Origin of the sequence: Nocardioides baculatus (assembly GCF_016735675.1) — a bacterium.
GTDB lineage: Bacteria > Actinomycetota > Actinomycetes > Propionibacteriales > Nocardioidaceae > Nocardioides > Nocardioides baculatus.
In genome coordinates this window covers 14,038-35,688 of sequence record NZ_JAERSG010000005.1, presented here as the reverse complement: position 1 = coordinate 35,688, position 21,651 = coordinate 14,038, and the positions used below count along the sequence as shown (strand labels likewise).

At 71.0% G+C, this 21,651-nt stretch carries 24 protein-coding genes; 7 read left to right on the top strand and 17 right to left on the bottom strand.

Translation table 11 applies throughout. From position 1 onward, the window contains the following. Window positions 1-23: 23 nt before the first annotated feature. Both JI751_RS15730 and JI751_RS15725 read right to left on the bottom strand, forming a co-directional pair. On the bottom strand, window positions 24-458 hold the full coding sequence (locus JI751_RS15730; RefSeq protein WP_236666398.1) for a Fur family transcriptional regulator: 435 nt from the start codon (window positions 456-458) through the stop codon (window positions 24-26). Next, window positions 455-949: a heme-binding beta-barrel domain-containing protein gene (locus JI751_RS15725; RefSeq protein ID WP_201938790.1), complete on the bottom strand. Its 495-nt coding sequence runs from the start codon at window positions 947-949 to the stop codon at window positions 455-457. The genes JI751_RS15730 and JI751_RS15725 overlap by 4 nt, the downstream gene beginning before the upstream one ends. A 22-nt stretch (window positions 950-971) precedes the next feature. Between JI751_RS15725 and JI751_RS15720 the strand changes: the two genes are divergently transcribed. The 4 genes from JI751_RS15720 (at window position 972) to JI751_RS15705 (ending at window position 5,295) form a co-directional block, all read left to right on the top strand. Beyond that, window positions 972-1,334, top strand: a complete 363-nt coding sequence (locus JI751_RS15720) for a DsrE family protein (protein ID WP_201938789.1) — start codon at window positions 972-974, stop codon at window positions 1,332-1,334. Between the two features lie 57 nt (window positions 1,335-1,391). After that, window positions 1,392-3,569 (top strand): RNA degradosome polyphosphate kinase, encoded by a 2,178-nt coding sequence (locus JI751_RS15715; RefSeq protein ID WP_201938787.1) that lies wholly within the window; start codon window positions 1,392-1,394, stop codon window positions 3,567-3,569. Window positions 3,570-3,677: 108 nt separating this feature from the next. Beyond that, the gene (locus JI751_RS15710; RefSeq protein ID WP_201938785.1) at window positions 3,678-4,295 is read left to right on the top strand and encodes a DUF47 domain-containing protein; all 618 of its coding nucleotides are present in this window, start codon (window positions 3,678-3,680) and stop codon (window positions 4,293-4,295) included. Between the two features lie 4 nt (window positions 4,296-4,299). Beyond that, window positions 4,300-5,295: an inorganic phosphate transporter gene (locus JI751_RS15705; protein ID WP_201938783.1), complete on the top strand. Its 996-nt coding sequence runs from the start codon at window positions 4,300-4,302 to the stop codon at window positions 5,293-5,295. Window positions 5,296-5,374: 79 nt separating this feature from the next. Here JI751_RS15705 and JI751_RS15700 read toward each other — a convergent pair whose 3' ends face one another. The 6 genes from JI751_RS15700 to JI751_RS15675 all read right to left on the bottom strand — a co-directional run bounded on the left by JI751_RS15700 (window position 5,375) and on the right by JI751_RS15675 (window position 11,832). After that, the gene (locus JI751_RS15700; RefSeq protein ID WP_236666397.1) at window positions 5,375-6,430 is read right to left on the bottom strand and encodes a hypothetical protein; all 1,056 of its coding nucleotides are present in this window, start codon (window positions 6,428-6,430) and stop codon (window positions 5,375-5,377) included. 245 nt (window positions 6,431-6,675) lie between these two features. Continuing rightward, window positions 6,676-7,455: a phosphate ABC transporter ATP-binding protein PstB gene (pstB, locus tag JI751_RS15695; protein WP_201938782.1), complete on the bottom strand. Its 780-nt coding sequence runs from the start codon at window positions 7,453-7,455 to the stop codon at window positions 6,676-6,678. Window positions 7,456-7,496: 41 nt separating this feature from the next. After that, window positions 7,497-8,594 (bottom strand): phosphate ABC transporter permease PstA, encoded by a 1,098-nt coding sequence (gene pstA, locus JI751_RS15690; RefSeq protein WP_201938781.1) that lies wholly within the window; start codon window positions 8,592-8,594, stop codon window positions 7,497-7,499. After that, complete coding sequence (gene pstC, locus JI751_RS15685) at window positions 8,591-9,532, bottom strand: phosphate ABC transporter permease subunit PstC (RefSeq protein ID WP_201938780.1); 942 nt, start codon at window positions 9,530-9,532, stop codon at window positions 8,591-8,593. Before pstC ends, pstA begins: the two co-directional genes overlap by 4 nt. 107 nt (window positions 9,533-9,639) lie before the next feature. Further along, complete coding sequence (gene pstS, locus JI751_RS15680) at window positions 9,640-10,761, bottom strand: phosphate ABC transporter substrate-binding protein PstS (RefSeq protein ID WP_201938776.1); 1,122 nt, start codon at window positions 10,759-10,761, stop codon at window positions 9,640-9,642. A 192-nt stretch (window positions 10,762-10,953) separates the two neighbouring features. Further along, window positions 10,954-11,832 carry an NUDIX hydrolase gene (locus tag JI751_RS15675; RefSeq protein WP_236666396.1) on the bottom strand — a complete coding sequence of 293 codons (879 nt, stop codon included), beginning with the start codon at window positions 11,830-11,832 and terminating at the stop codon, window positions 10,954-10,956. Between the two features lie 56 nt (window positions 11,833-11,888). Between JI751_RS15675 and JI751_RS15670 the strand changes: the two genes are divergently transcribed. Then, window positions 11,889-12,935, top strand: coding sequence for a hypothetical protein (locus JI751_RS15670; protein ID WP_201938773.1), 1,047 nt, complete (start codon window positions 11,889-11,891; stop codon window positions 12,933-12,935). A gap of 7 nt (window positions 12,936-12,942) precedes the next feature. Here JI751_RS15670 and JI751_RS15665 read toward each other — a convergent pair whose 3' ends face one another. Both JI751_RS15665 and JI751_RS15660 read right to left on the bottom strand, forming a co-directional pair. Then, window positions 12,943-13,128, bottom strand: coding sequence for a hypothetical protein (locus tag JI751_RS15665; RefSeq protein WP_201939681.1), 186 nt, complete (start codon window positions 13,126-13,128; stop codon window positions 12,943-12,945). Window positions 13,129-13,310: 182 nt separating this feature from the next. Continuing rightward, complete coding sequence (locus tag JI751_RS15660; protein WP_045548871.1) at window positions 13,311-13,514, bottom strand: cold-shock protein; 204 nt, start codon at window positions 13,512-13,514, stop codon at window positions 13,311-13,313. A 297-nt stretch (window positions 13,515-13,811) separates the two neighbouring features. On the opposite strand from JI751_RS15660, the gene JI751_RS15655 reads away from it, so the two are divergent. Further along, entirely contained in the window at window positions 13,812-15,305 is a 1,494-nt protein-coding gene (locus tag JI751_RS15655; protein ID WP_201938771.1) for a M81 family metallopeptidase, read from the top strand. Between the two features lie 19 nt (window positions 15,306-15,324). On the opposite strand, the gene JI751_RS15650 is transcribed toward JI751_RS15655, so the two are convergent. The 6 genes from JI751_RS15650 to ddaH form a co-directional block, all read right to left on the bottom strand. Then, window positions 15,325-15,666 carry an ArsR/SmtB family transcription factor gene (locus JI751_RS15650; RefSeq protein ID WP_201938769.1) on the bottom strand — a complete coding sequence of 114 codons (342 nt, stop codon included), beginning with the start codon at window positions 15,664-15,666 and terminating at the stop codon, window positions 15,325-15,327. After that, window positions 15,663-16,142: an SRPBCC domain-containing protein gene (locus tag JI751_RS15645; protein WP_201938766.1), complete on the bottom strand. Its 480-nt coding sequence runs from the start codon at window positions 16,140-16,142 to the stop codon at window positions 15,663-15,665. The genes JI751_RS15650 and JI751_RS15645 overlap by 4 nt, the downstream gene beginning before the upstream one ends. Before the next feature lie 72 nt (window positions 16,143-16,214). Then, window positions 16,215-16,982 (bottom strand): isocitrate lyase/PEP mutase family protein, encoded by a 768-nt coding sequence (locus JI751_RS15640; RefSeq protein WP_307814289.1) that lies wholly within the window; start codon window positions 16,980-16,982, stop codon window positions 16,215-16,217. Continuing rightward, a complete protein-coding gene (locus JI751_RS15635; RefSeq protein ID WP_201938757.1) occupies window positions 16,979-17,467 on the bottom strand; it encodes an SRPBCC family protein in 489 nt (162 codons plus the stop codon). Before JI751_RS15635 ends, JI751_RS15640 begins: the two co-directional genes overlap by 4 nt. A 132-nt stretch (window positions 17,468-17,599) precedes the next feature. Beyond that, a complete protein-coding gene (locus tag JI751_RS15630; RefSeq protein ID WP_201938756.1) occupies window positions 17,600-18,325 on the bottom strand; it encodes a copper homeostasis protein CutC in 726 nt (241 codons plus the stop codon). Next, entirely contained in the window at window positions 18,322-19,101 is a 780-nt protein-coding gene (gene ddaH, locus JI751_RS15625) for a dimethylargininase (protein WP_201938755.1), read from the bottom strand. Before ddaH ends, JI751_RS15630 begins: the two co-directional genes overlap by 4 nt. 90 nt (window positions 19,102-19,191) lie before the next feature. Between ddaH and JI751_RS15620 the strand changes: the two genes are divergently transcribed. Beyond that, window positions 19,192-20,118, top strand: coding sequence for a phosphatase PAP2 family protein (locus JI751_RS15620; protein ID WP_201938754.1), 927 nt, complete (start codon window positions 19,192-19,194; stop codon window positions 20,116-20,118). Here JI751_RS15620 and JI751_RS15615 read toward each other — a convergent pair. After that, the gene (locus JI751_RS15615; RefSeq protein ID WP_201938753.1) at window positions 20,081-21,610 is read right to left on the bottom strand and encodes an alanine/glycine:cation symporter family protein; all 1,530 of its coding nucleotides are present in this window, start codon (window positions 21,608-21,610) and stop codon (window positions 20,081-20,083) included. The two genes, JI751_RS15620 and JI751_RS15615, sit on opposite strands and share 38 nt — an antisense overlap. Window positions 21,611-21,651 lie beyond the last annotated feature (41 nt).

The window sequence follows — 21,651 nt, the reverse complement described above, 5'->3', positions numbered from 1 at the left end:
TGGCCCGTGAGTCTCCAGGAGACTCAAGTGCCCGTGGCCCCGCACTCGGCGCACTCGCCGAAGATCGCGAGGTGGCCGACGTCGACGACGAACCCGTCCGCGGCGAGGGCGTCGACGACGGGCTGCACGACAGCGGGGTCGTACGACCGCACCGTGCCGCAGCGCCGGCACACCGCGTGGACGTGCTCGTGCTCGACGGTGGAGTGGTAGGTCGGCGCACGGTCGCTGAGGTGCGCGTGGCGGACCAGCCCGAGCTCCTCGAGCACCTCGAGCGTGCGGTAGACCGTCGAGGCGTTGACCGAGCTGACCTGGCTGCGGACGTGGGCGAGGACCTCGTCGGGCGTCGCGTGGCGGAGGTCCTCGACGGCGCGCAGGATGAGCTGGCGCTGCGGGGTGAGCCGCAGGCCCTGCTCCTTCAGCCGCGTGGCGAGGTCGTCGTTCATGGGGGTGGTCTTCATGCTCGCTGGAGGCGCGCCCAGGTGTGGGGCTGGAGCTCCTGGCCGACGGCCGCCATGTCGTAGGCGTAGAGCAGGTCGCCCTCCACGTTGCCGTACATCCGCGACCCGGCCGTGACCTCCTTGGCGGTCTCGGTGAAGGAGACGCCGGCGGTGTGGAGCTCGACCTTGCCGGCGTCGGCAGCGCCGTACCAGATCTCCGAGAAGCCGATGTTGTGCGACAGGAGGAACTCGACCTTGCCGGGCTCGGGGCAGCGCAGGAAGCCCGTCTCCATGGCCGCGTCGCGGACGAACTCGCCGTCCTCGTCGACGATCCACGCGCGCGACATGTAGTGGAAGAACGGCCGGCCGTCGTGGGTGAAGATCAGCTCCTGGCCGAACTGGAAGGACTCGATCGTCGGGTACGCGCCGTGGCCGTTGCCGCGCCACGTGCCGAGGAGCCAGGCGACGGGGCCGCAGTTGGGGTGCAGGTTGTCCGGCAGCTCGAAGGGCATGTGCTGACTCTAGTCTGGGCGGATGCCTCGCTCACTCGTCGTCAAGGTCACCTGCGGAGCAGAGGAGGCCGAGCGCCTCAACCAGGGCTTCACGGTCGCCGCCGCGGCCGCCGCCGCAGGCGCGGAGGTGTCGCTGTGGCTCACCGGCGAGGCGGCGTGGTTCGGCGTCCCGGGACGGGCGGAGGCGTTCGCCCTCGACCTCGCGACGCCCCTCGACCAGCTGCTGTCGGTCGTGCTCGACGCCGGGACGGTGACGGTGTGCTCGCAGTGCGCCGCGCGGCGCGGGATCACCGAGGGCGACCTCCGCGAGGGCGTACGGATCGCGGGTGCGGCCGTGTTCGCCGAGCAGGTGCTGGAGGACGACGTGCAGGCGCTCGTCTACTAGTCCATCTGCTCGGGAGATCGACATCCGGCGTTCACCTCCCGGTGCCACACTGGGCCCATGCCGGACCCCGCCACCCTCTCCAGCACCACCTCGCCGTCCGTCGACGAGGGTCCGGTCGCGGAGCCCTTCGGCCACCCCACCGACACCTTCGACGTCGAGCCTCCCTACACGCCGGACGCCGCCCAGATCGAGGCCGTCGAGAAGTTCGACGACCGCTTCATCGACCGCGAGGTCTCGTGGGTCCGCTTCAACCAGAGGGTGCTCGAGCTCGCCGAGGACCCGCGGCTGCCGCTGCTCGAGCGGGCCCGGTTCCTCGCGATCTTCGCCAGCAACCTCGACGAGTTCTTCATGGTCCGCGTCGCCGGCCTCAAGCGCCGGATCGCCGCCGGCGTGGCGGTCCGCGCGGCCAGCGGGCTGATGCCGCGCGAGCAGATCGAGCAGCTGTGGACCAGCAGCCGTGAGCTGATGGAGCGGCACACGCGCGCGTTCGCGGACCTGCTGCCCGAGCTGGGCGCGCAGGGCATCGAGATCGTCCGCTGGGCCGAGCTCGACCGCGAGGAGCAGAAGGTCTGCAAGAAGCTGTTCAAGGACCGGATCTTCCCCGTCCTCACCCCCCTCGCCGTCGACCCCGCCCACCCGTTCCCCTACATCTCGGGGCTGTCGCTCAACCTCGCGGTCGTCGTACGCCACCCCAAGACGGGCACCGAGCACTTCGCCCGCGTGAAGGTGCCGCCGACGTTCGGGCGCTTCGTCGAGCTCGGCAACCAGCGGTTCGTGCCGATCGAGGACGTGATCGGCGAGCACCTCAAGAAGCTCTTCAACGGCATGGAGGTGCTCGGCGCCCACACCTTCCGGGTCACCCGCAACGAGGACCTCGAGGTCGAGGAGGACGACGCGGAGAACCTCCTCAAGGCGCTCGAGAAGGAGCTCCAGCGACGCCGCTTCGGACCGCCGGTGCGCCTCGAGGTCGAGGAGTCGATGGACCCCAAGGTCCTCGACCTGCTGGTGTCCGAGCTCGGCGTCAGCCGCGACGAGGTGGTCTCGCTGCCGGGACCGCTCGACCTGACCGGCCTGCACTCGATCGCGGACCTGCCGCGTGACGACCTGAAGTACGCCGGCTTCCTCCCGTCGACGCACCCGAGCCTGGCCGAGGTCGAGTCCGCCTCCCCCGTCGACGTCTTCGACTCGGTGGCGCGCCACGACGTGCTGCTCCACCACCCCTACGACTCGTTCGCGACGTCGGTGCAGCGGTTCCTCGAGCAGGCGGCCGCCGACCCGCACGTGCTGGCGATCAAGCAGACGCTCTACCGCACCTCGGGCGACAGCCCGATCATCGAGGCGCTGATCGACGCCGCCGAGGCCGGCAAGCAGGTGCTGGTCATCGTGGAGATCAAGGCCCGCTTCGACGAGCAGGCCAACATCCGCTGGGCGCGCAAGCTCGAGCAGGCCGGCTGCCACGTGGTCTACGGCCTGGTCGGGCTCAAGACGCACTGCAAGCTCTCGATGGTGGTGCGCGACGAGCCGGACGGGATCCGGCGCTACGTCCACGTCGGCACGGGCAACTACAACCCCAAGACGGCGCGCCTCTACGAGGACCTCGGGCTGCTCACCGCCGACCCGGAGATCGGCGAGGACGTCGCCCTGCTCTTCAACAACCTGTCGGGGATCAGCCGCAACCGCACCTACGAGCACCTCCTCGTCGCCCCGCACGGCGTACGCGACGGGCTGGTCGCGCAGATCCACCAGGAGATCGCCCACCACCAGGCCGGCCGCGAGGCGGGCATCCGGATCAAGGCCAACTCGGTGGTCGACGAGGCGGTCATCGACGCGCTCTACCTCGCCTCGCAGGCAGGGGTGCGGGTCGAGCTGATCATCCGCGGGATCTGCTCGCTGCGTCCGGGTGTGCCCGGCCTGTCGGAGACCATCCGGGTCCGGTCGGTGCTCGGTCGCTTCCTCGAACACAGCCGCGTCTTCTGGTTCGAGAACGGCGGCGAGCCCGCCGCGTGGATCGGGTCGGCCGACATGATGCACCGCAACCTCGACCGCCGCGTCGAGGTGCTCGTACGCCTGCGCGACGACCACGTGGTCGACGAGGTCCGGGCGCTGCTCGACCTCGCGCTCGACCCCGGCACGACCGCGTGGGACCTCGACTCCGAGGGTGAGTGGCACCTGCACTCCGGCGAGCGGCACCTGCACGACGAGCTGATCCAGCGGCAGCGACGCCGCCGGCACTGACGTCGTACGCATCACAACCGGCCCCGAGGGGGGCTCGCGGTTGCGCCCGCACGCGGGTCACCCCCTAGCATGAAGCACGGTTCATCCGTCCCCCCTCCGGAGTTCACCGTGCGTTTGAAGTTCCGCCCTGTCGACAGCTCGTTCTACGACCTGTTCAGCGAAGCCGCCAACCACCTCGTCGTCGGGGCCCAGCTCCTCAGCGAGATGCTGTCCGACGGCAACTCGAAGGCCGACATCGCCCAGCGCATGCGCGAGGCCGAGCACGCCGCCGACGAGACCACCCACTCGATCGTGCGCCGCGTCAACAGCACCTTCGTGACGCCGTTCGACCGCGAGGACATCTACAACCTCGCCTCGGCGCTCGACGACGTGATGGACATGATGGACGAGGCCGTCGACCTCGTCCTCCTCTACGAGGTCACCTCGCTGCCGCCGGAGACGACCCAGCAGGTCGAGGTGCTCCAGCGCTGCGCCGAGCTCACCGCCGCGGCGATGCCGTCGCTGGAGTCGATGGCCTCGCTCGACGAGTACTGGATCGAGATCAACCGTCTCGAGAACACCGGCGACAAGTCCTACCGGCGCATCCTCGCCAACCTCTTCAGCGGCGAGCACGAGGCGCTCGAGGTCCTGAAGCTGAAGGACATCGTCGAGTCCCTCGAGGGGGCGATCGACGCCTTCGAGAAGGTCGCCAACATCGTGGAGCAGATCGCCGTCAAGGAGTCCTGACTCGATGGAAATCGCGATCATCGTCGCGGTCGTCGTCGTGGCCCTGGTGTTCGACTACACCAACGGGTTCCACGACGCGGCCAATGCGATCGCCACCTCGGTCTCGACCGGCGCGCTGAAGCCGCGCGTGGCCCTGGCCATGGCTGCGGTCATGAACTTCGTCGGCGCGTTCCTGGGCCAGAAGGTCGCCCACACCGTCTCCGACACGATCGACCCCGGGCCGGGGACACACGGGCTGGTGATCGTGATGTGCGGCCTCCTCGGCGCCATCACGTGGAACCTCATCACCTGGTACTACGGCCTGCCGTCGTCCTCGTCGCACGCCCTCATCGGCGGCCTCGTCGGCGCCGCGGTCGCGGCCGGCGCCTCCGCCAACTGGGCGCTGGTGCTCGAGAAGGTCGTCCTCCCGATGTTCGTCTCGCCCGTGGTGGCGTTCAGCCTCGGCTTCGCGCTGATGCTCGGCATCATGTGGGCCTTCCGCAACGCCAACCCGAGCAAGGCCAACCGCGGCTTCAAGGTCGCCCAGACCATCTCCGCCGCGGCGATGGCCCTCGGCCACGGTCTCCAGGACGCCCAGAAGACGATGGGCGTGATCTTCCTGGCGCTGCTCACCGGTGGCTACGTCGCCGAGTCCGACGGCCTCCCGCTCTGGGTGATCCTCGCCGCCGCGACGGCCATCTCGCTCGGCACCTGGTCGGGCGGCTGGCGCATCATGCGCACCCTCGGTCGCCGCATCATCCACCTCGACCCGCCCCGCGGCTTCGCGGCCGAGTCGGTGGCGGCCTCGGTCCTCTACACGACGTCCTACGTCTTCGAGGCGCCGATCTCCACCACCCACACCATCACCTCCGCGGTCATGGGCGTCGGCGCCACCAAGCGCCTCTCCGCCGTCCGCTGGGGTGTCGCGAAGTCGATCCTCACCGCCTGGGTGCTGACCTTCCCGGCCGCCGCCCTCGCCGCCGCGATCTGCTACTGGGTGGCCCACCTCTTCCTCCCCTGATGCGGTAGTTCAAGGTGGAACGGCTCCCCGGGGATCGGTTCGACGACCATCTCGCCCTGAACTAGCGCGGGCGAAGCGGTCAGGCCGCGCTGCGGTAGCGCAGCAGCCGCTCACGACGTACGCCTGTGAGCGCGCGTCGCGCTTCCACGGTCGAGGTGTCCGTCCACCATGGCGGCTGCTCGACGGTCCATCGCCTGGTCCGCCCGACCGCGCGCTCGTAGGCCGAGTCGAGGCGCGCCAGGAACCCCGTCGGATCACTCAGGTCCGGTGACACCATCACCACCACCTCGAGGCCGGTGGCCCTCAGCCGCTCCTCCCGGACCACGTCCTCCGCGCGCTGCTGTCCGGCGAGATGCAGTCCACCGTGGTACTCACCCACGACGCCCCCATCCGGGTCGAGCACGTCGACGGTGGCGACGTGGCGGCCCGACCGATCGAAGATCGGGCAGTTGTGGAGCAGACCTGCCTCCGGGTGCTCGTCCTTCCAGTGCCACGCCATCGACACCTCCGTCGGAGACCACGCATTCTCCGTGAGTCGCGCGAGAGCCTCACGGACCCGGCCGACACCGGTGCACCGCGGGAGGTGGGTCGCGCAGTAGGCGCGCAGCTCCTCGATCGAGACGAGGTCGTCGTAGGCCGCCATGGCGAAGGCCTGCGCCGCCTGCAGCACAGTCGGGGCATGCCGCATCTCAAATGAGACGCTCCGGAGCGCAGTCGTGATGCGCAGACCGTCGAGCCTGATGACCTCGTCGGGGTGAAGGAACTCCTGCGTGACTGCGACGAGGTGCGGTTGCGCAGAAGTGCCTTCGTCGGCCTGGAGCGCCAACGGAACCGGGCGCTCGGTGTCCTTGAACCAGCGCGCCGCCAGCCACGCCAGCCCGGCCCAACCCGTGACCACGCCGGCCCGGTAGGTCGCTGCGGCTTCGACGATGCGCTGCTCCCCTGTCCCGTCCACCTCAGCCGGGACGTACAGCCCGAAGGAGCTCTTGCGGTAGCGCGGGCCACGGGCCTGGCCTCGGGTGGGTCCGTCGATCGCCGTCGGATCCACGGCCGCCGGCCACACCAGCCCGGGACGAAGACCCTCGCGCGGTCCGATGCCACGCAGCGCCCTGGCGCCGGGCGTGGGATCGGTCATGGGACCAGCGTCGTACGGATGGCCCAGGTGCCGCTGCGGTCATCCACAGCCCCCCGCTAGTTCAGGGCGAGACGGTTGTAACGCACTCGGATCCGCAGCCACCTCACCCTGAACTACCGAGGTGGAGGGCGGCCCCGGGCACCCCCGGTCCCGGACCAACGACCGCTGGCCACCGGCGACGTAGTTCAGGGCGAGACGGTCGCCAGGCGGGATCCCGTACGACCGACTTCCCCTGAACTACCGGATCAGCCGAAGCGGCCGGAGATGTAGGCCTCGGTGGCCTCGTTGTCGGGGTTGGCGAACATCTTCTGGGTCGAGTTGAACTCGACGAGGTGGCCGGGCTGGCCGGCGGCCTTGAGGTTGAAGAAGCCGGTCTCGTCGGAGACGCGGGCCGCCTGCTGCATGTTGTGGGTGACGATGACGATCGTGTACTCGGACTTCAGCTCGTGGATGAGGTCCTCGATGGCGGAGGTCGAGATCGGGTCGAGGGCCGAGCAGGGCTCGTCCATCAGCAGGACCTGGGGCTCGACGGCGATCGCGCGGGCGATGCAGAGGCGCTGCTGCTGGCCGCCGGAGAGGCCCATGCCGGGCTTGCCGAGGCGGTCCTTGACCTCGTTCCAGAGGTTGGCGCCCTTGAGCGAGCGCTCGACGATGTCGTCGGCCTCGGCCTTCTTCATCTTCTTGGAGTTGAGCCGGTTGCCGGCCAGGACGTTGTCGTAGATCGACATCGTCGGGAACGGGTTCGGCCGCTGGAAGACCATGCCGATCTGACGGCGTACGGCGACGGGGTCGACCGCGCTGTCGTACAGCGACTGGCCGTCGACCATCACCTTGCCCTCCACGCGGGCACCGGGGATCACCTCGTGCATGCGGTTGAGGGAGCGCAGGAAGGTCGACTTGCCACAGCCGGACGGGCCGATGAAGGCGGTGACCGACCGCGCCTTGACGGTCATGCTGACGCCCTGCACGGCGAGGAAGTCGCCGTAGTAGATGTCGAGGTCGTCGACGGTGATGCTCTTGGCCATGGGGGTGGGTCTCTCTTGTCTCTACGAAAGGGGATGGCGGCTCAGTGGCCGGTCTTGGGGGCGAAGATCGCGCCGATCGTGCGCGCCACGATGTTGAGGAGCATCACGATCACGATCAGCACCAGCGCGCCGCCCCAGGCGATCTCGATGCCCGGACGGATCCCGCCCGGAGTCTCGGCGATGCCGGGGTTGGCGTTCTGCGTGAAGATCAGCACCGGCAGCGTCGTCATCCGCTCGGCGAAGACGTTGAAGTTCGTCCTGGTCGTCAGACCCGCGATCAGCAGCAGCGGCGCGGTCTCGCCGACGACGCGGGCGATGGACAGCGTGACGCCGGTGACGATGCCGCCGAGCGCGGTCGGCAGCACGACCTTGACGATCGTGCGCCACTTCGGCACCCCGAGGGCGTACGACGCCTCGCGCAGCTCGTCGGGCACGAGGCGGAGCATCTCCTCGGTGGAGCGCACGACGATCGGGATCATCAGCAGGGACAGGGCCACCGAGCCGCCGAAGCCCATCCGCGTCGAGGGCCCGAAGAGCAGGATGAAGAGCGCGAAGGCGAAGAGGCCGGCGACGATCGACGGGATGCCCGTCATCACGTCGACGAGGAACGTGATCCACCGCGCCAGGCGGTTGCCCTTGCCGTACTCGATGAGGTAGATCGCGGCCATGATCCCGATGGGCACGGAGATCAGCGCCGCGAACAGCGTGATCAGCAGGGTGCCGATCAGCGCGTGGTAGATCCCGACCTCCTGGTCGAGGTCAGTGCGGTACATCGAGAAGGTCAGGAAGGTCGTGTTGATCGCCGGCAGCCCGCGGTCGACGACGGTCCAGAGCAGCGAGACCAGCGGGACGATCGCGACGGCGCAGGCGGCCCAGACGAGACCCGTGACCAGTCGGTCGGTGGCACCGCGCGAGCCCTCGACGGCGCGCGCCCAGAGGGGCAGCGCGACGAGGTAGACGATGCCGGCGAGGACCGCCCACGTGATGGCCCCGGCGCCCATGAAGAGCACCGGGAGCGCGGCGGCTGCGATTGCCACGACGGCCACGAGGGCCGGGGCGAAGCGCGGGAGCTTCGCGGCGGTGAACGAGACCGCCTCGGAGCGGGGCCGGACGGGAGTGGTGGGGGTGACGGTGCTCATCGGGCGAGCCTCCTCTCGCTGCGCTGGACGACCCAGCGGGCGGCGAAGTTGACCAGGAAGGTGACCAGGAACAGCACCAGTCCGGTGGCGATGAGCACCTGGATCTTGCCCGGCGTGCCCTCCTTGTAGTTGGAGGCGATGTTGGACGCGATCGAGGCCGGGTTGGTGCTCGAGATCAGGTTGAACGAGATCCCGCCGCCTGCGGAGAGGACCATCGCGACCGCCATCGTCTCGCCGAGCGCGCGACCCAGTCCGAGCATGACGGCGGAGACCATGCCGGAGCGGGCGTAGGGGAAGACCGCGAGCCGCAGCATCTCCCAGCGCGTGGCACCGAGGGCGAGCGCGGCCTCCTCGTGCAGCCGCGGCGTCTGCGCGAAGACCTCGCGTGAGATCGCGGTGATGATCGGGATGATCATGATCGCCAGCACGATGCCGGCGGTGAGGATGGTGCGCCCGGTGGTGGAGGCGGGGCCGGCGAAGAACGGCACCCAGCCGGCGTTCTCGTCCAGCCACGCGTAGGCCGGGGTCAGCCGGGGGGCCAGCACGCTGATGCCCCACAGGCCGAAGACCACCGAGGGCACCGCGGCGAGCAGGTCGATGACGTACGCGATGGGCGTCGCGACCCGCTTGGGGGCGTAGTGGCTGACGACCAGCGCGATCCCCCACGACAGCGGCACGGCCACGATCAGCGCGATGATCGCGGCCAGCACCGTGCCGAACAGCAGCGGGGCGACGTAGCCCCAGAAGTTGCTCGCGTCGCCGTAGAACTCGGCGGGCTTGGCGAGGCCGGGAATGCCCTCGATCGCCAGGAAGATGAAGACCGCGGCGAGCGCGGCCAGGATCGCGATGCCGGCCGACAGGGCGAGCCGGGAGAAGACCCGGTCGCCGAGCCGGGACCTGGCCCGGGCGGTGTCCTCAGCAACGACAGTGGTTGCCACGTGCTACCTCATTCAGTGGTGTCATGCGCCGGTGCGGCGGACCGAGTCATCTCGGTCCGCCGCACGCGGTGCTGGGCGGTACGGGGGCAGGCCCCCGGACCAGTGGATCAGCCGGCGGAGATCGCGTCCACGATGCTCTGGGCCTTCTCGGCGACCGTGGCGGACAGCGGCGCGGAGCCGGCCTCCTCCGAGGCGGCCTGCTGGCCCTCGTCGGACACGATGTAGGAGAGGTAGCCCTTCACGAGGTCGGCCTCGGCCTGGTCCTCGTAGGTCTGGCAGGCGATGAGGTAGCTCAGCAGGACCACCGGGTAGGCACCGGCCTCGGTGGTGGTGCGGTCGATGTCGACGGCCATGTCGACGTCGGCGCGACCCTCGGCGGCCGGGGAGGCCTCGACGACCAGCGCGGCGCCTTCGGCGGACGGGGCGACGTACTCCTCGCCGACCTTGACCGAGACGACCGACAGGTCGCCGACCTGCGACTCGTCGGCGTAGCCGATGGTGCCGTCGCCACCGGAGACGGCGGAGATGACGCCCGAGGTGCCCTCGGCCGCTTCACCACCCTTGACCGGGAAGGCGTCCTCGGCTTCGTAGGACCACGACGAGCTGGCCTTGCCGAGGTAGTCGGTGAAGTTCTTGGTCGTGCCCGAGTCGTCCGAGCGGTGGACCGGCGTGATGGCCGTGTCGGGGAGGTCGACGTCGGCGTTGATCTCGGCGATGGCCGGGTCGTTCCACTTCGTGATCTTGCCGTCGAAGATCTGCGCGATCGTGTCGGCGTCCATGTTGAGCGAGTCGACGCCCTCGAGGTTGAACGTGACCGCGATCGGCGAGACGTAGGCCGGGACCTCGATCGGGTCCTCGCCGTTGCAGCGCTCCTTGGCGGCGGTGAGCTCGCCCTCGTCGTCGTTGAGGTAGGAGTCGGAGCCGGCGAAGCTGACGCCGCCCTCGATGAAGTTGGTGCGACCGTCGCCGGAGCCGACGGGGTCGTAGTTGACGGTCACGTTGCCGTCGTTCATGCCCTGGAAGCCGGTGGCCCAGGCGCCCTGCGCCTTCTCCTGCGAGGAGGCGCCGGCGCCGTTCAGATCGCCGGAGAGGCCCGACGTCTCGCTCGAGCCGCTGTCGGTGCCGGTGTCGCCGGTCTCGTTGCTCGCGCCGCAGGCGCTGAGGGAGATCGTGAGGGCAAGCAGCGCCACGCTGGGGGCGAGCAGCGTGCGGGAAGAAGTGCGATTCACTTCGGTTGCTCCTGATGAGTCTGATGAGTGCTGACGTCGGGGACGTTAGGGACGTCAGGAGAACGACCACGGCGCCGTCGGTGAACGCAGCGTGAACTCGACCGGACCGGATGGCGTCGCTGCACCGTAGGTGAGACGGCGATCACATGAACTCGGCCCGCGACCCTTGACCGGGGCGGACCTACAGGTCTATCAGGACCGCCGGACCTCGGTCGCCACGACCCGGCCCCTGCGGTGGTGCACCACGAGCATCGCGCCCGGCTCGAGGTCGACGTCGTCGACCCCGAGGGCGTCGATGACGGTCGGCAGCACCGGGCGGTGGGTGCACAGCACGACACCCTCCGAGCCGTGGAGCAGCGCATCGACGAGCTCGACCACGCCGTCGGCGCTCGCGTGCTCCTCGCTGAGCTCGTCGTAGAGCTTGGTCGGCCACCCCGTGGTGTCGACGTACGGCCTCACGGTCTGCACGCAGCGCACGCTCGACGAGGTGTGGGCGGCCGTCACGTCGAAGGCGGAGAGCAGCGGCACCAGCCGCTCGGCCTGGGCCTCGCCGAGCTGGAGCAGCGGCCGCAGCCGGTCGTCCTTGCGCCAGCCCCCGCGTGAGCGGGCCTTGGCGTGCCGCAGCACGACCAGGGCGTGCGTACGCCGGCGGAGCGGGTGCGCCTCGGCGAGGGTCTCACGGTCGTGGGGGTAGGTCAGCCGCGTCGTCGCGGCCTTCCACGGCACCCACTCCACGAGGTCGATCTCGTCATTGGGGCGGTAGCGCCCGACGTCGTCACTGCCGAGGACCTTCGCGGTCCAGTAGTCGACGTGCTTCCAGCGACCGCTGGACATCCGGTAGCGCTGGGGAGTCAGCGCCGGGCCGAGCCGGACGTCGAGCCCGGTCTCCTCGGCGACCTCCCGCACGGCGGCGGTCACCTCGTGCTCGCCCGGGTCGAGCTTGCCCTTGGGGAACGACCAGTCGTCGTACTTCGGCCGGTGCACGAGCAGCACCTGCGGCTCCTTCGACCCGGCCTTGCGCGTCACCACGGCACCAGCGGCGCGCACGTCGCGCGGCTCACCCATCGGCATGCCCGTAGTCTCACACCCACCACCCGTCCGCGAGGAGACAGGCGAGGAGACAGACCGTGTCGCGTCGTGCCGTGGCCGCCCTCGCGGCCGTGCTCGTGGTCGTCGCTGCCGCGCTCGTCGCGTGGCGCCTGCTGGCCCCGACGACGCCACTGGTGGACGCGCTGGCCTACGCCCCCGACGGCACCAGCCGCGCGTCGTGGACCGACTGGGAGGGCGTACGCCGTGAGCTCGGCTCCGACGTCGGCGCGGGGTCGTCGGCCGAGGAGGTGGACGCGTTCGTGACCGAGGCCTTCAGCTCCGACCTGTCGTCGATGTCGGCGCTCGGCACGTCCGCCGCGACTATGCAGACCGAGCTCGGCTTCTCCCCCGCGTCCCTGGACTGGGAGCTGCTCGCCCAGTCGGCCGACGGTGCCGTGGAGGCGATGGGTGTCGGCGAGGACCTGTCGTTCGACTACCTCGCCCAGCGGCTGGAGGACGCCGGGTGGACCGCGCCGGAGGACGACGAGGGGGTCTGGGTCGGCGGGCCGGACGTGGCGGCCGGCGTCGGCTCGCTCACTCCCGAGCTCCAGCACTTCGCCCTGCTGGCCGACCGCGGGGTTGTCCTGGCCTCCGACGAGGCGCCCTACCTCGAGCAGGTGCTCGAGGTGGTGAACGGCGACGCCGACGCGGCCGACGGGCTCGGCGACCTCGCCTCGGCGCTCGGGGAGCCGCTCGCCGCCGCCGTCTACGACGGCGCCTACGCCTGCGAGCACCTCGCGATGGCCCGGGCCGACGAGGCCGCCCAGGCCGAGGCCGACCAGCTGGTGGCGGCCGCCGGCGACGTGCACCCCCTCACGGGGTTCGCGATGGGCGCGTTCCCCGGCGGCGACGTACGCGCGGTGCTCGAGGTCGAGGACGCCGACGACGCCCCCGGTGATGCGGACGCGCGGGCGCAGCTCGCGGCCGGACCGGCACCGGGTCAGGGCGGCGACTTCGCCGACCGGTTCTCGGTCGAGGCCGCCGGGTCGGACGGGCGCGAGATCACCCTCGACCTGCGACCGGTGGAGGGGGCGTACGTCCTCTCGGACCTGACGAGCGGTCCGGTGCTGTTCGCGACCTGCTGAGCAGGGATCAGGGGCGACGCGGGTCGGGCGGGCGCGGGACCACGCCGAGGAGCGTGTCGATCTCCTCCTGGGAGAGGTGCTCCTCGGACTCGCTCGCGGCGATGATCAGCGTGGTGGTGAGCTCGACCTCGTTGAGCAGGTCGCCGTCCTCGAGGGTCACGTCGAACTGGTCGTGCACGTCCCCTCCATTCATCCGCGGATCATCCGACTGTAGGCGTCCGGACCAATTGTGACGGACCGCACCGCCCGACGACATGGCCCGAATGGGCCAAGTCTCTTACATCCAGTGTTGCTCGGAAAGGGAAACGGCCCCACCCCCCGAGGGGGATGGGGCCGATCCTTGATCAGATCTGGAACAGGTCCAGCATCAGCCGATCAGAGCGGGCGGACGTTCTCCGCCTGCGGGCCCTTCGGGCCCTGGGTGACGTCGAACTCGACCTTCTGGTTCTCGTCCAGCGACTTGTAGCCGTTGGTCTGGATGGCCGAGTAGTGCACGAAGACGTCGTCGCCGCCGTCCTCCTGCGCAATGAAGCCGAAACCCTTCTCGGCGTTGAACCACTTCACGGTGCCTTGAGCCATGTGCTCGGTACTCCTGTTATCGGAACGAGAAGCCGCCACTTCGACGACTCCGCATCAAGTGCGGTGACACGTCGCTCCGACTCACAAGCTGGAAGGCCCGAAGAGGGAAACGCCGTTGGATCACAAACTCCGCTGGCGTCAACCTGCTGGAACTTGCACCTGTTGCATGACGAACCCTACCAACAAATCGATCGAGGTCACGGTCCGGGATTCACCTGTTGATGAACGTGGCGCCAACGGGTCCGCCGAGGGCGCCGCCGGCAGTGCCTGACACCCCCCCTCTGGCACGATCGCCCGGTGCCCCTCCCTCGCATCGCCGTCGGCGGCATCAGCCTCGAGGCCTCCACCTTCTCGCCCGCACTGACGACCGCAGCGATGCTCGCCCCGCGCCGCGGCCGGGAGGTGCTCGACGCGTGGGACTTCTGGCGCGAGGGCGGCTCGCTCGCCGACCGCGCCGAGTGGATCGGCGTGCTCCAGGCGCGCAGCATCGCCGGGGGCGCGATCCCGGCCGACGACTACGCACTCCTCCGGGCCGAGATCCTCGCCGGGCTCGTCGCGCTGGTCGGGGAGGCGCCGCTCGACGGCCTCGTCCTCGACCTCCACGGCGCGGCCAGCGTCGTCGGGATGGACGACATGGAGGGCGACCTCGCCGTCGCCGTACGAGCCGTGGTCGGGCCCGACTGCCTGATCAGCACGGGGATGGACCTGCACGGCAACGTCTCGAGGACGCTCGCCGGGACCGTCGACCTGCTGACGACCTACCGGACCGCTCCCCACGTCGACTGGCAGGAGACCAAGGAGCGCGCCGCCCGCAACCTCGTGGACCGGCTCGCCCTGCCGCTCGGGCAGCGGCGACCGGCGAAGGCGTGGGTGCCGGTGCCGATCCTGCTCCCCGGCGAGATGACCAGCACGCGGCAGGAGCCTGCGACCAGCCTCTACGCCCGCGTGCCGGAGGTCGAGGCGCTCGACGGGATCCTCGACGCGGGGATCTGGGTCGGCTACCCGTGGGCCGACGAGCCGCGCAACTGTGCCGTCGTGATGGTGGTCGGCGACGACGCCGACCTCGCGCTCTCGTCGGCGACCGGCCTGGCGGGCGAGCTGTGGGAGCGCCGCGAGGACTTCGGCTTCGTGGCACCGACCGGGACCTTCGACGAGGTGCTGGCCGCCGCGATCGCGTCGCCGGTGGCGCCCTACTTCGTCTCCGACTCGGGCGACAACCCGACCGCGGGCGGGGCCGGCGACGTGACCTGGACCCTAACCCGACTGCTGGCGAGCGAGGAGCTGGCGGCGAGCGGGAAGCGGGCGATCTACGCCTCGATCCCCGACGCGATGGGCGCGCTCGCGGCCGCCGAGGCCGGCGTCGGGGCGGACGTACGGCTCACGCTCGGCGCGCGTGTCGACGACCGGCCGGCCCCACCCGCCGAGGTCTCGGGCCAGGTGGTCGCCGTCGTGCCGAGCGACGACAACCTCGAGGTCGTCGTTCGCACGCCGGCCGTCGACGTGGTGCTGACCCGGCGCCGCCGCCCCTACCACCTCGAGTCCGACTTCACCGGGCTCGGGCTGGACCCCCGAGGGGCCGACATCGTGGTGGTGAAGATCGGCTACCTCGAGCCCGAGCTCTTCGACATGGCCGCCGACTGGATGCTCGCGCTCACGCCCGGCGGGGTCGACCAGGACCTCGCACGTCTCGGGCACCAGCGGATCCAGCGACCGATGTTCCCGCTGGACGACGTGTCCGGGGTCGACCCGCTGGCGAACGCCGTGCTGTTCCCCGGGGACACGGCGCACTAGCGTCCGCGAAGCCCGCGCGTCACCCCTGGTCGGCCGCGCGCTGCAGCCGCTCCGCGATCTGCTTGATCCGCGCCAGCCGGCCGTCCCAGCTCGCGCCCACGGCGGCCAGCTGGGCCACGGCCCGGGCCAGCTGGGCGCTGTCGACCTCGTAGCGGCGCTCCCGGCCGACGACCTCCGCCTGCACCAGCCCGACACGGTCCATCACCTGGAGGTGCTTGGCGACGGCCTGGCGGGTGATGGGCAGCTCCTCACTGAGAGTCGTCGCGGTGCTCGGTCCACCTGAGAGCAGGAGGTCGAGCATGCGGCGCCGCATGGGGTCGCCCACGGCGGACCAGAGGTCGTCGTCGACCGCCGCGCTCACCGGCGCGCACCCACCGTCTCGGCGTGCGCCATCAGCCGAGGCAGGAAGTGGTCCCAGCCCCGGACGTGGTCGGCGTACGCCTCCTCGAGGACGGCCGCCTCCCACCCCTTCTCGCGGAAGCCGGTCTCGGAGAAGCGCACCAGAGTGCCTCCGTCGACCTGCTCGAGGTGGAAGGTGACGAGGAGCGACCTGGCGGCTCCCCCCACCTCGTCCTCCACCCAGCTGAACACGAAGCGCCTGGGCGGGTCGGCCTCGACGACCGTGATCGGCGCGTGGACGGCATCGGGAGCACCGGCCTCGCCGAACGTCAGGATGCCGCGGGCTCCGACCACCGGCTCCAGCGCGGCCCCGTCGGGCCACCACTCGCGCAGGTGCTCGGGGGACGTGATGACCTCGTAGACGATCTCGGGCGACGCCTCGACGAGCATCTCGCGGTCGATGCGGCCGAGCTCCTGGGCAGGGTGCTCGTCGGTCATGTCACTCCTCGGGTCACCGGCGGTCCCGCGCACAGTAGCAACCGACGGTTGCAGGTCAGGGCTCGCACTCGGTCACTCCTCCGCGAGCCGGCGTACGGCCCGGTCGAGGTCGGCCAGCGCCGCACGGTAGAAGCGTGGTCCGTAGGACACCCGGGCCACCCCGAGGTCGCGCAGCACGGCGAGGGGCAGGTCGGGACCGCTGTTGCCGTTGACCGGGCCGTCGATCCCCTCGACCAGCCGCGCCAGCACGTCGGGGTCTCCGACGCCGATCGGGTAGACGCAGTCGGCTCCGGCCTCCCGGTAGAGGCGCGCGCGCCGGAGCGCCTCGTCGACGCGCCCGTCAGCGGGCACGCCGGCCGGCGGGAGGAACACGTCGACGCGGGCGTTGAGGACGAGGGGGACCTCCCGCGCGGCACAGGCGGCCCGGACCTCGGCCAGGTAGGCCGCGTGCCGGTCGGCGTCCACCAGACCACCGGCCGCGTGGTCGCTGTCCTCGAGGTTGCACCCGACGACGCCGGCGGCGAGGAGACGGTCGACCAGCTCGGCCGGGGGCAGCCCGTAACCGGCCTCGGCGTCGATGCTCACCGGCACCGACACCGCCCGGGCGATGCGCGCGGCGGCGGCGAACATCTCGTCCGACGGGGCGACGTCGCCGTCCTCGTGGCCGAGCACAGCGGTGACGGCGGCGCTGGCGGTGGCCAGGGCGCGGTAGCCGGCGCCCTCGACCACCCGGGCGCTGCCGACGTCCCACACGTTGGGGAGGACGAGCATCCCGCCGGAGTGCAGTCCACGGAGGTCCGTGGCGAGCCGGGCGAGGCGCTCGGCGTCGTCCGCGCTCACGCGGTCCGCCTGGTGGTGTGCTGAGCGACTGCGGCCTCGTCCTCCTCGCGGGTACGCATCGTGCCGCTCCCGGTGGCGATCCGCTGCGCGAGGCTCCCGGCGACGTAGTGCCCCCAGGCGTCGTGGCAGACGTCGAAGCACTCGTCCGTGGACGAGAGGCCCTCGTGGGTGAACCTCACGGTCGTCCGGTCGCCGTCGGAGGAGATGTCGAACCGCGCCGTGGTGCCGATCCACTCGCCGGCGTCCTCGACGAAGTCGAGGTGGCCGTCGGTGAACTCCCACACCACGCGTTCGCCGGGCACCAGCTCGGCGGTGCGCTGCTTGGAGAAGTGGATGTCCGGCACGAGGTAGTACCACTCGGCGCCGACCCGGTCGGTCGGGCCGACGATGTTGGTCGCGCCCCACCACGAGCGGACGTCGATGATCGCGTCGTAGGCCTCGAGCGGGGTGGCGTCGACGGTGATCGTGTGGGTCAGGTCGCTCATGGGCAGTCCTCGGGTCGTGGCGCAATGCGCAATGATTGGTTGCGCGTCAGCCTAGGCGCGACAACCGTGATGCGCAACCTGTGGTTGCGATGCACGCGGTACGTCGTCGACGTCGTGCTCGAACCGTGCGGACTAGCGACCGAGCGCCGTCATCACCTCGGCCAGCACATCTGCGCTGGTCACGCTCCGGCGGCCGTCGTCGTAGCCGGCCGACGTGCCTGCGGGCACGACCGTGCCGGGTGCCCGCAGGTGCACCTCGCGTGCGCCGGTCTCCGCGACGATCCGGGCGACGTTGGCCGGGCGGACGCCGCCGCCGACCGCGATCCGCACGTCATCGCCGCCCCGCTCGACGAGGTCGGCCAGCACCGGCAGGTGGTCGAGCGCCGGCCCGGGGCCGCCGGAGGTGAGGACCCGGCTGATGCCGAGGTCGCGCAGGAGCGCCAGCCCCGAGGGCTTGTCCGGCACGGAGTCGAAGGCCTTGTGGAAGGTGACCGGTGCGTCCCCTGCCGCGGCGACGAGGCGTCGTACGGCGTCCGGGGCGATGTCTCCCGTGGCGGTCAGCGTGCCGATCACGAAGCCGACGCTCGCGGCGGCCGGCACGGCCGCGCGCACGGCCTCGATGTCGGCTGCCATCACGTCCACCTCGGCGGGCGAGTGGACGAAGTCGCCGGCCCGGGCCCGCACCAGCACCCGGTGCTCGAGGTCGGGCGCGGCCGCGAGGCAGTGGAGGACGAAGCCCAGCGTCGGCGTCGTACCACCGTCGGCGAGCCCGGCGCAGACCTCGATCGCCTCGGCCCCTGCGGCCGACGCGACCGCCGCTCCCCCGACGTCCTCGAGGCAGACCTCGACGAGGGTCACGACGGCAGGTCGCGCAACCGGACGGACAGGCAGGTCACGCAGCCCTCCATCTTCTCGAACTCGGAGATGTCGACGGTGACGACGTCGAGGCCGCGGTCGCGGAACAACGCTGCGGACTCCGGCGCGGAGGCGGCCATCAGCACCGTCGAGCCGTCGAGGAGCACGACGTGCGCGCCGGACTCCTCCGGCACGGCGAGGAAGTGCCCGGCCCACACGTCGGGCTCGTCGACGAGCGGCAGGTGGCCGACGACGGTGCCGTCGGGCAGGGCGGTGACCGCGGACTTGAGGTGCAGCACCTTCTCGACCGGTACGCCGACCACGTCGGCGCCGAGAGGCGCGAGGAGCTCGCGCAGCTGGTCGACGCCGGCCTCGTTGGTCCGACCGCCGACGCCGACCCAGACCGTGCCGTCGTGTTTGAGCACGTCGCCGCCGTCGAGGGTGCCGGGCGCCTCGATGCGAGCGATGCGGTAGCCGTGGCCGCGCACCGCCGCCTCGGCCGCCTCCGTCTCCCCGCGGCGCTCGTCGGCGCCGGGACGGGCGATCACGGCGAGGTCGCCGTAGACGACCATCGTGTCCTCGACGAAGACGGCGTCGGGGTGGTCGTCGGCCGGCTCGACCTCGGTGGTGGTCCACCCGGCCGCGTGCAGCGCGTCGACGTACGCCTGCCACTGGCGCCGCGCGAGGTCGATGTCGACCTCGGTGCGCTCGATGTGGGTGACGAGCCCGTCTCCGAGCCGCGACGACGGCTGCCTGACCAGGGCGTGGCGGGACTCCATGGGCCGAACGTACAAGACCGGGACGGCGTGCTCCCCGCGAGCGCTCGTCCGTGACCCGGCACGGTACGAGTGCCGTGCCACGATGGGCGCATGCAGCCGGAGCGGGGGGAACGGGGCCTTCTCCGCGCGCAGTGGGAGCGCTGGCGCAGCACGGCGGCGTGCGCCGGCGTGGGCCTGCTCTGCGTTGTCGCCGTGGTGTGGCTGGGCGACCGCAGCCAGCAGACACGGCTCGGCCAGGCGCTCGACCAGGCCGGCATGGACGTCGTGGCGGGCGACGAGGCGACGACGCGCCGTCTGGTCGGAGTGCTGGGCAACGTCTCCCTCGGCTCGATCGCCGTGGCGGTGCTCGTGGCAGTGGCCGTCGCCGTGCTGCGTGGACGCTACGTCGCCGCGGCGGCCGCCGCCGTGCTGGCCCTCGGCGCCAACGTGACCACCCAGGCGATCAAGGCGCTCACGGAGCGGGCCGACCACGGCTACCTGACGGTCGAGAGCTTCCCCAGCGGCCATGCGACGGTGGTCGTCTCCCTGGTGTTCGCCGCCCTGCTCGTCGCTCCCGGCGCGGCCCGGACGACGGTCTCCCTCGTGGGCTCGGGCGCCGTCACCGTCACGGCGGCGGCGACCCTGGTCGCCAGCTGGCACCGCCCCGCCGACATCGTGGGCGCGCTGCTCGTCTCGCTGGCGTGGGGCACTGCCGTCCTGACGACCTGGAGCGTGCTGCGCGGCGGGATGCCGAGCATGGCATCGGCCCGGCCGCACCGGATCTTCGCGACCACCGGGGTCGTCCTCGCCGTCGCGGGTCTGCTCGCCGTCGGCGTACGGCCCGGCGGCGGGTGGGGCGGCTTCCTCGACGCGGGTGTCGTGCTGGCCGGGATCGGCCTCGCGGCCGCCCTCACCGTCACCACCTTCGCCCAGCTGGCCGGGCCGATGGCGACGGGTGCCGACACCGCGGGACCGACGCCCGGCTCGTTGCGCGAGCGGATCAGGTCGTGGCGCGCTCCTCGACCGGGACCTCCGTGATCGAGCCGTTGCGGCGTCCCTCGCGGAAGGACCGCAGCTCGTCGCGCACCTTGGGCAGGAGCAGGTAGCAGGCGAGCAGGTTGACGATGGCGCACACGAAGAGCATCGAGTCCGCGAAGTCGAGGACCGAGGTGAACGTGATGACGCTGCCGATCACGGTGAAGCAGCAGAAGACGACCTTGAACGTCGCCTCACTGCGCCGGGACCGTCCGAAGATCTCGGTCCAGGCCTTCATCGTGTAGTAGGACCAGGTGATCAGGGTGGAGAAGGCGAAGAGCGCCACCGCGATGGCCAGGATCACCGGGAACTGCGGGAGGAAGGTCTCGAAGGCCCGGGAGGTCACGACGACGCCGTCGGGGGTCGGGCCGCCACTGGCGACGACCTCGCGCTGCTCGGCGTAGTAGGGCGCGTCGGCGATGACGATGGTCAGCGCGGTCAGCGTGCAGATGATGACGGTGTCGATGAAGGGCTCGAGGAGGGCGACGAAACCCTCGCTCACCGGGTGCTTGGTCTTGACCGCGGAGTGGGCGATCGGCGCCGAGCCGACGCCTGCCTCGTTGGAGAACGCCGCGCGCTGGAAGCCGATGATCAGCACGCCGACCGCGCCGCCCGCGACGCCTTCGGGCGCGAAGGCGCCCGAGACGATCTCCCCGATCGCGCCGGGCACGTTGCCGATGTTGCCCGAGATCACCAGAAGGCAGGTGCCGAGGTAGAGCAGGCCCATGGCCGGCACGAGCCGCGAGGTGACCCGCGCGATCGAGGTGATGCCGCCGAGGATGACGGCCCCGACGAGGAAGGCCAGCACCAGTCCGAAGACCAGGGCCGACCCGGAGGAACCGAGGAACCCGTCGTCCCCACCGGTCACCTCGCGCGCCTGGGCGAAGGTCTGATTGGCCTGGAACATGTTGCCGCCGACGGCCCCGAACAGGAACAGCGCAACGGCGAAGACGAGGGTCAGCGCGCGCGAGGCGCCGCTGCCGAAGCGCTCGAAGGCGACCGGCAGGTAGCGGAACGGCCCACCGGTGACACTGCCGTCCTCGTGCACCTCGCGGTACTTCACCCCGAGCGTGCACTCGACGAACTTGGTGCACATGCCGAAGAGCCCAGCGACGATCATCCAGAACGTCGCCCCCGGCCCGCCGAGCGTGACCGCCGCCCCCACGCCGGCGATGTTGCCGAGCCCGACGGTCCCTGACACCGCGGACGACAGCGCCTGGAAGTGCGTCACCTCGCCCGGGTCGCTGGCACGGGAGAACTTGCCGCGCACCAGGTCGAGGCTGGTGCGCCACGAGACGAACTGGATGCCCTTGAAGTAGATGGTGAAGACGATCGCGGCGACGACGAGCCACAGCACGATCAGCGGGAACGTGACGCCACCGATGGTCGGTGCGTAGAAGATCACCGACGTCACCGCGGCGGCGACCGGGTCGAAGGTCGAGTTGATCGCGTCCTCGATGGCCGCGAGCCACTCCCACTGGTTGTCCGTCGCCATCAGCGATCACCACATCTCGGTCGGGTGCGTCGATGCAACCA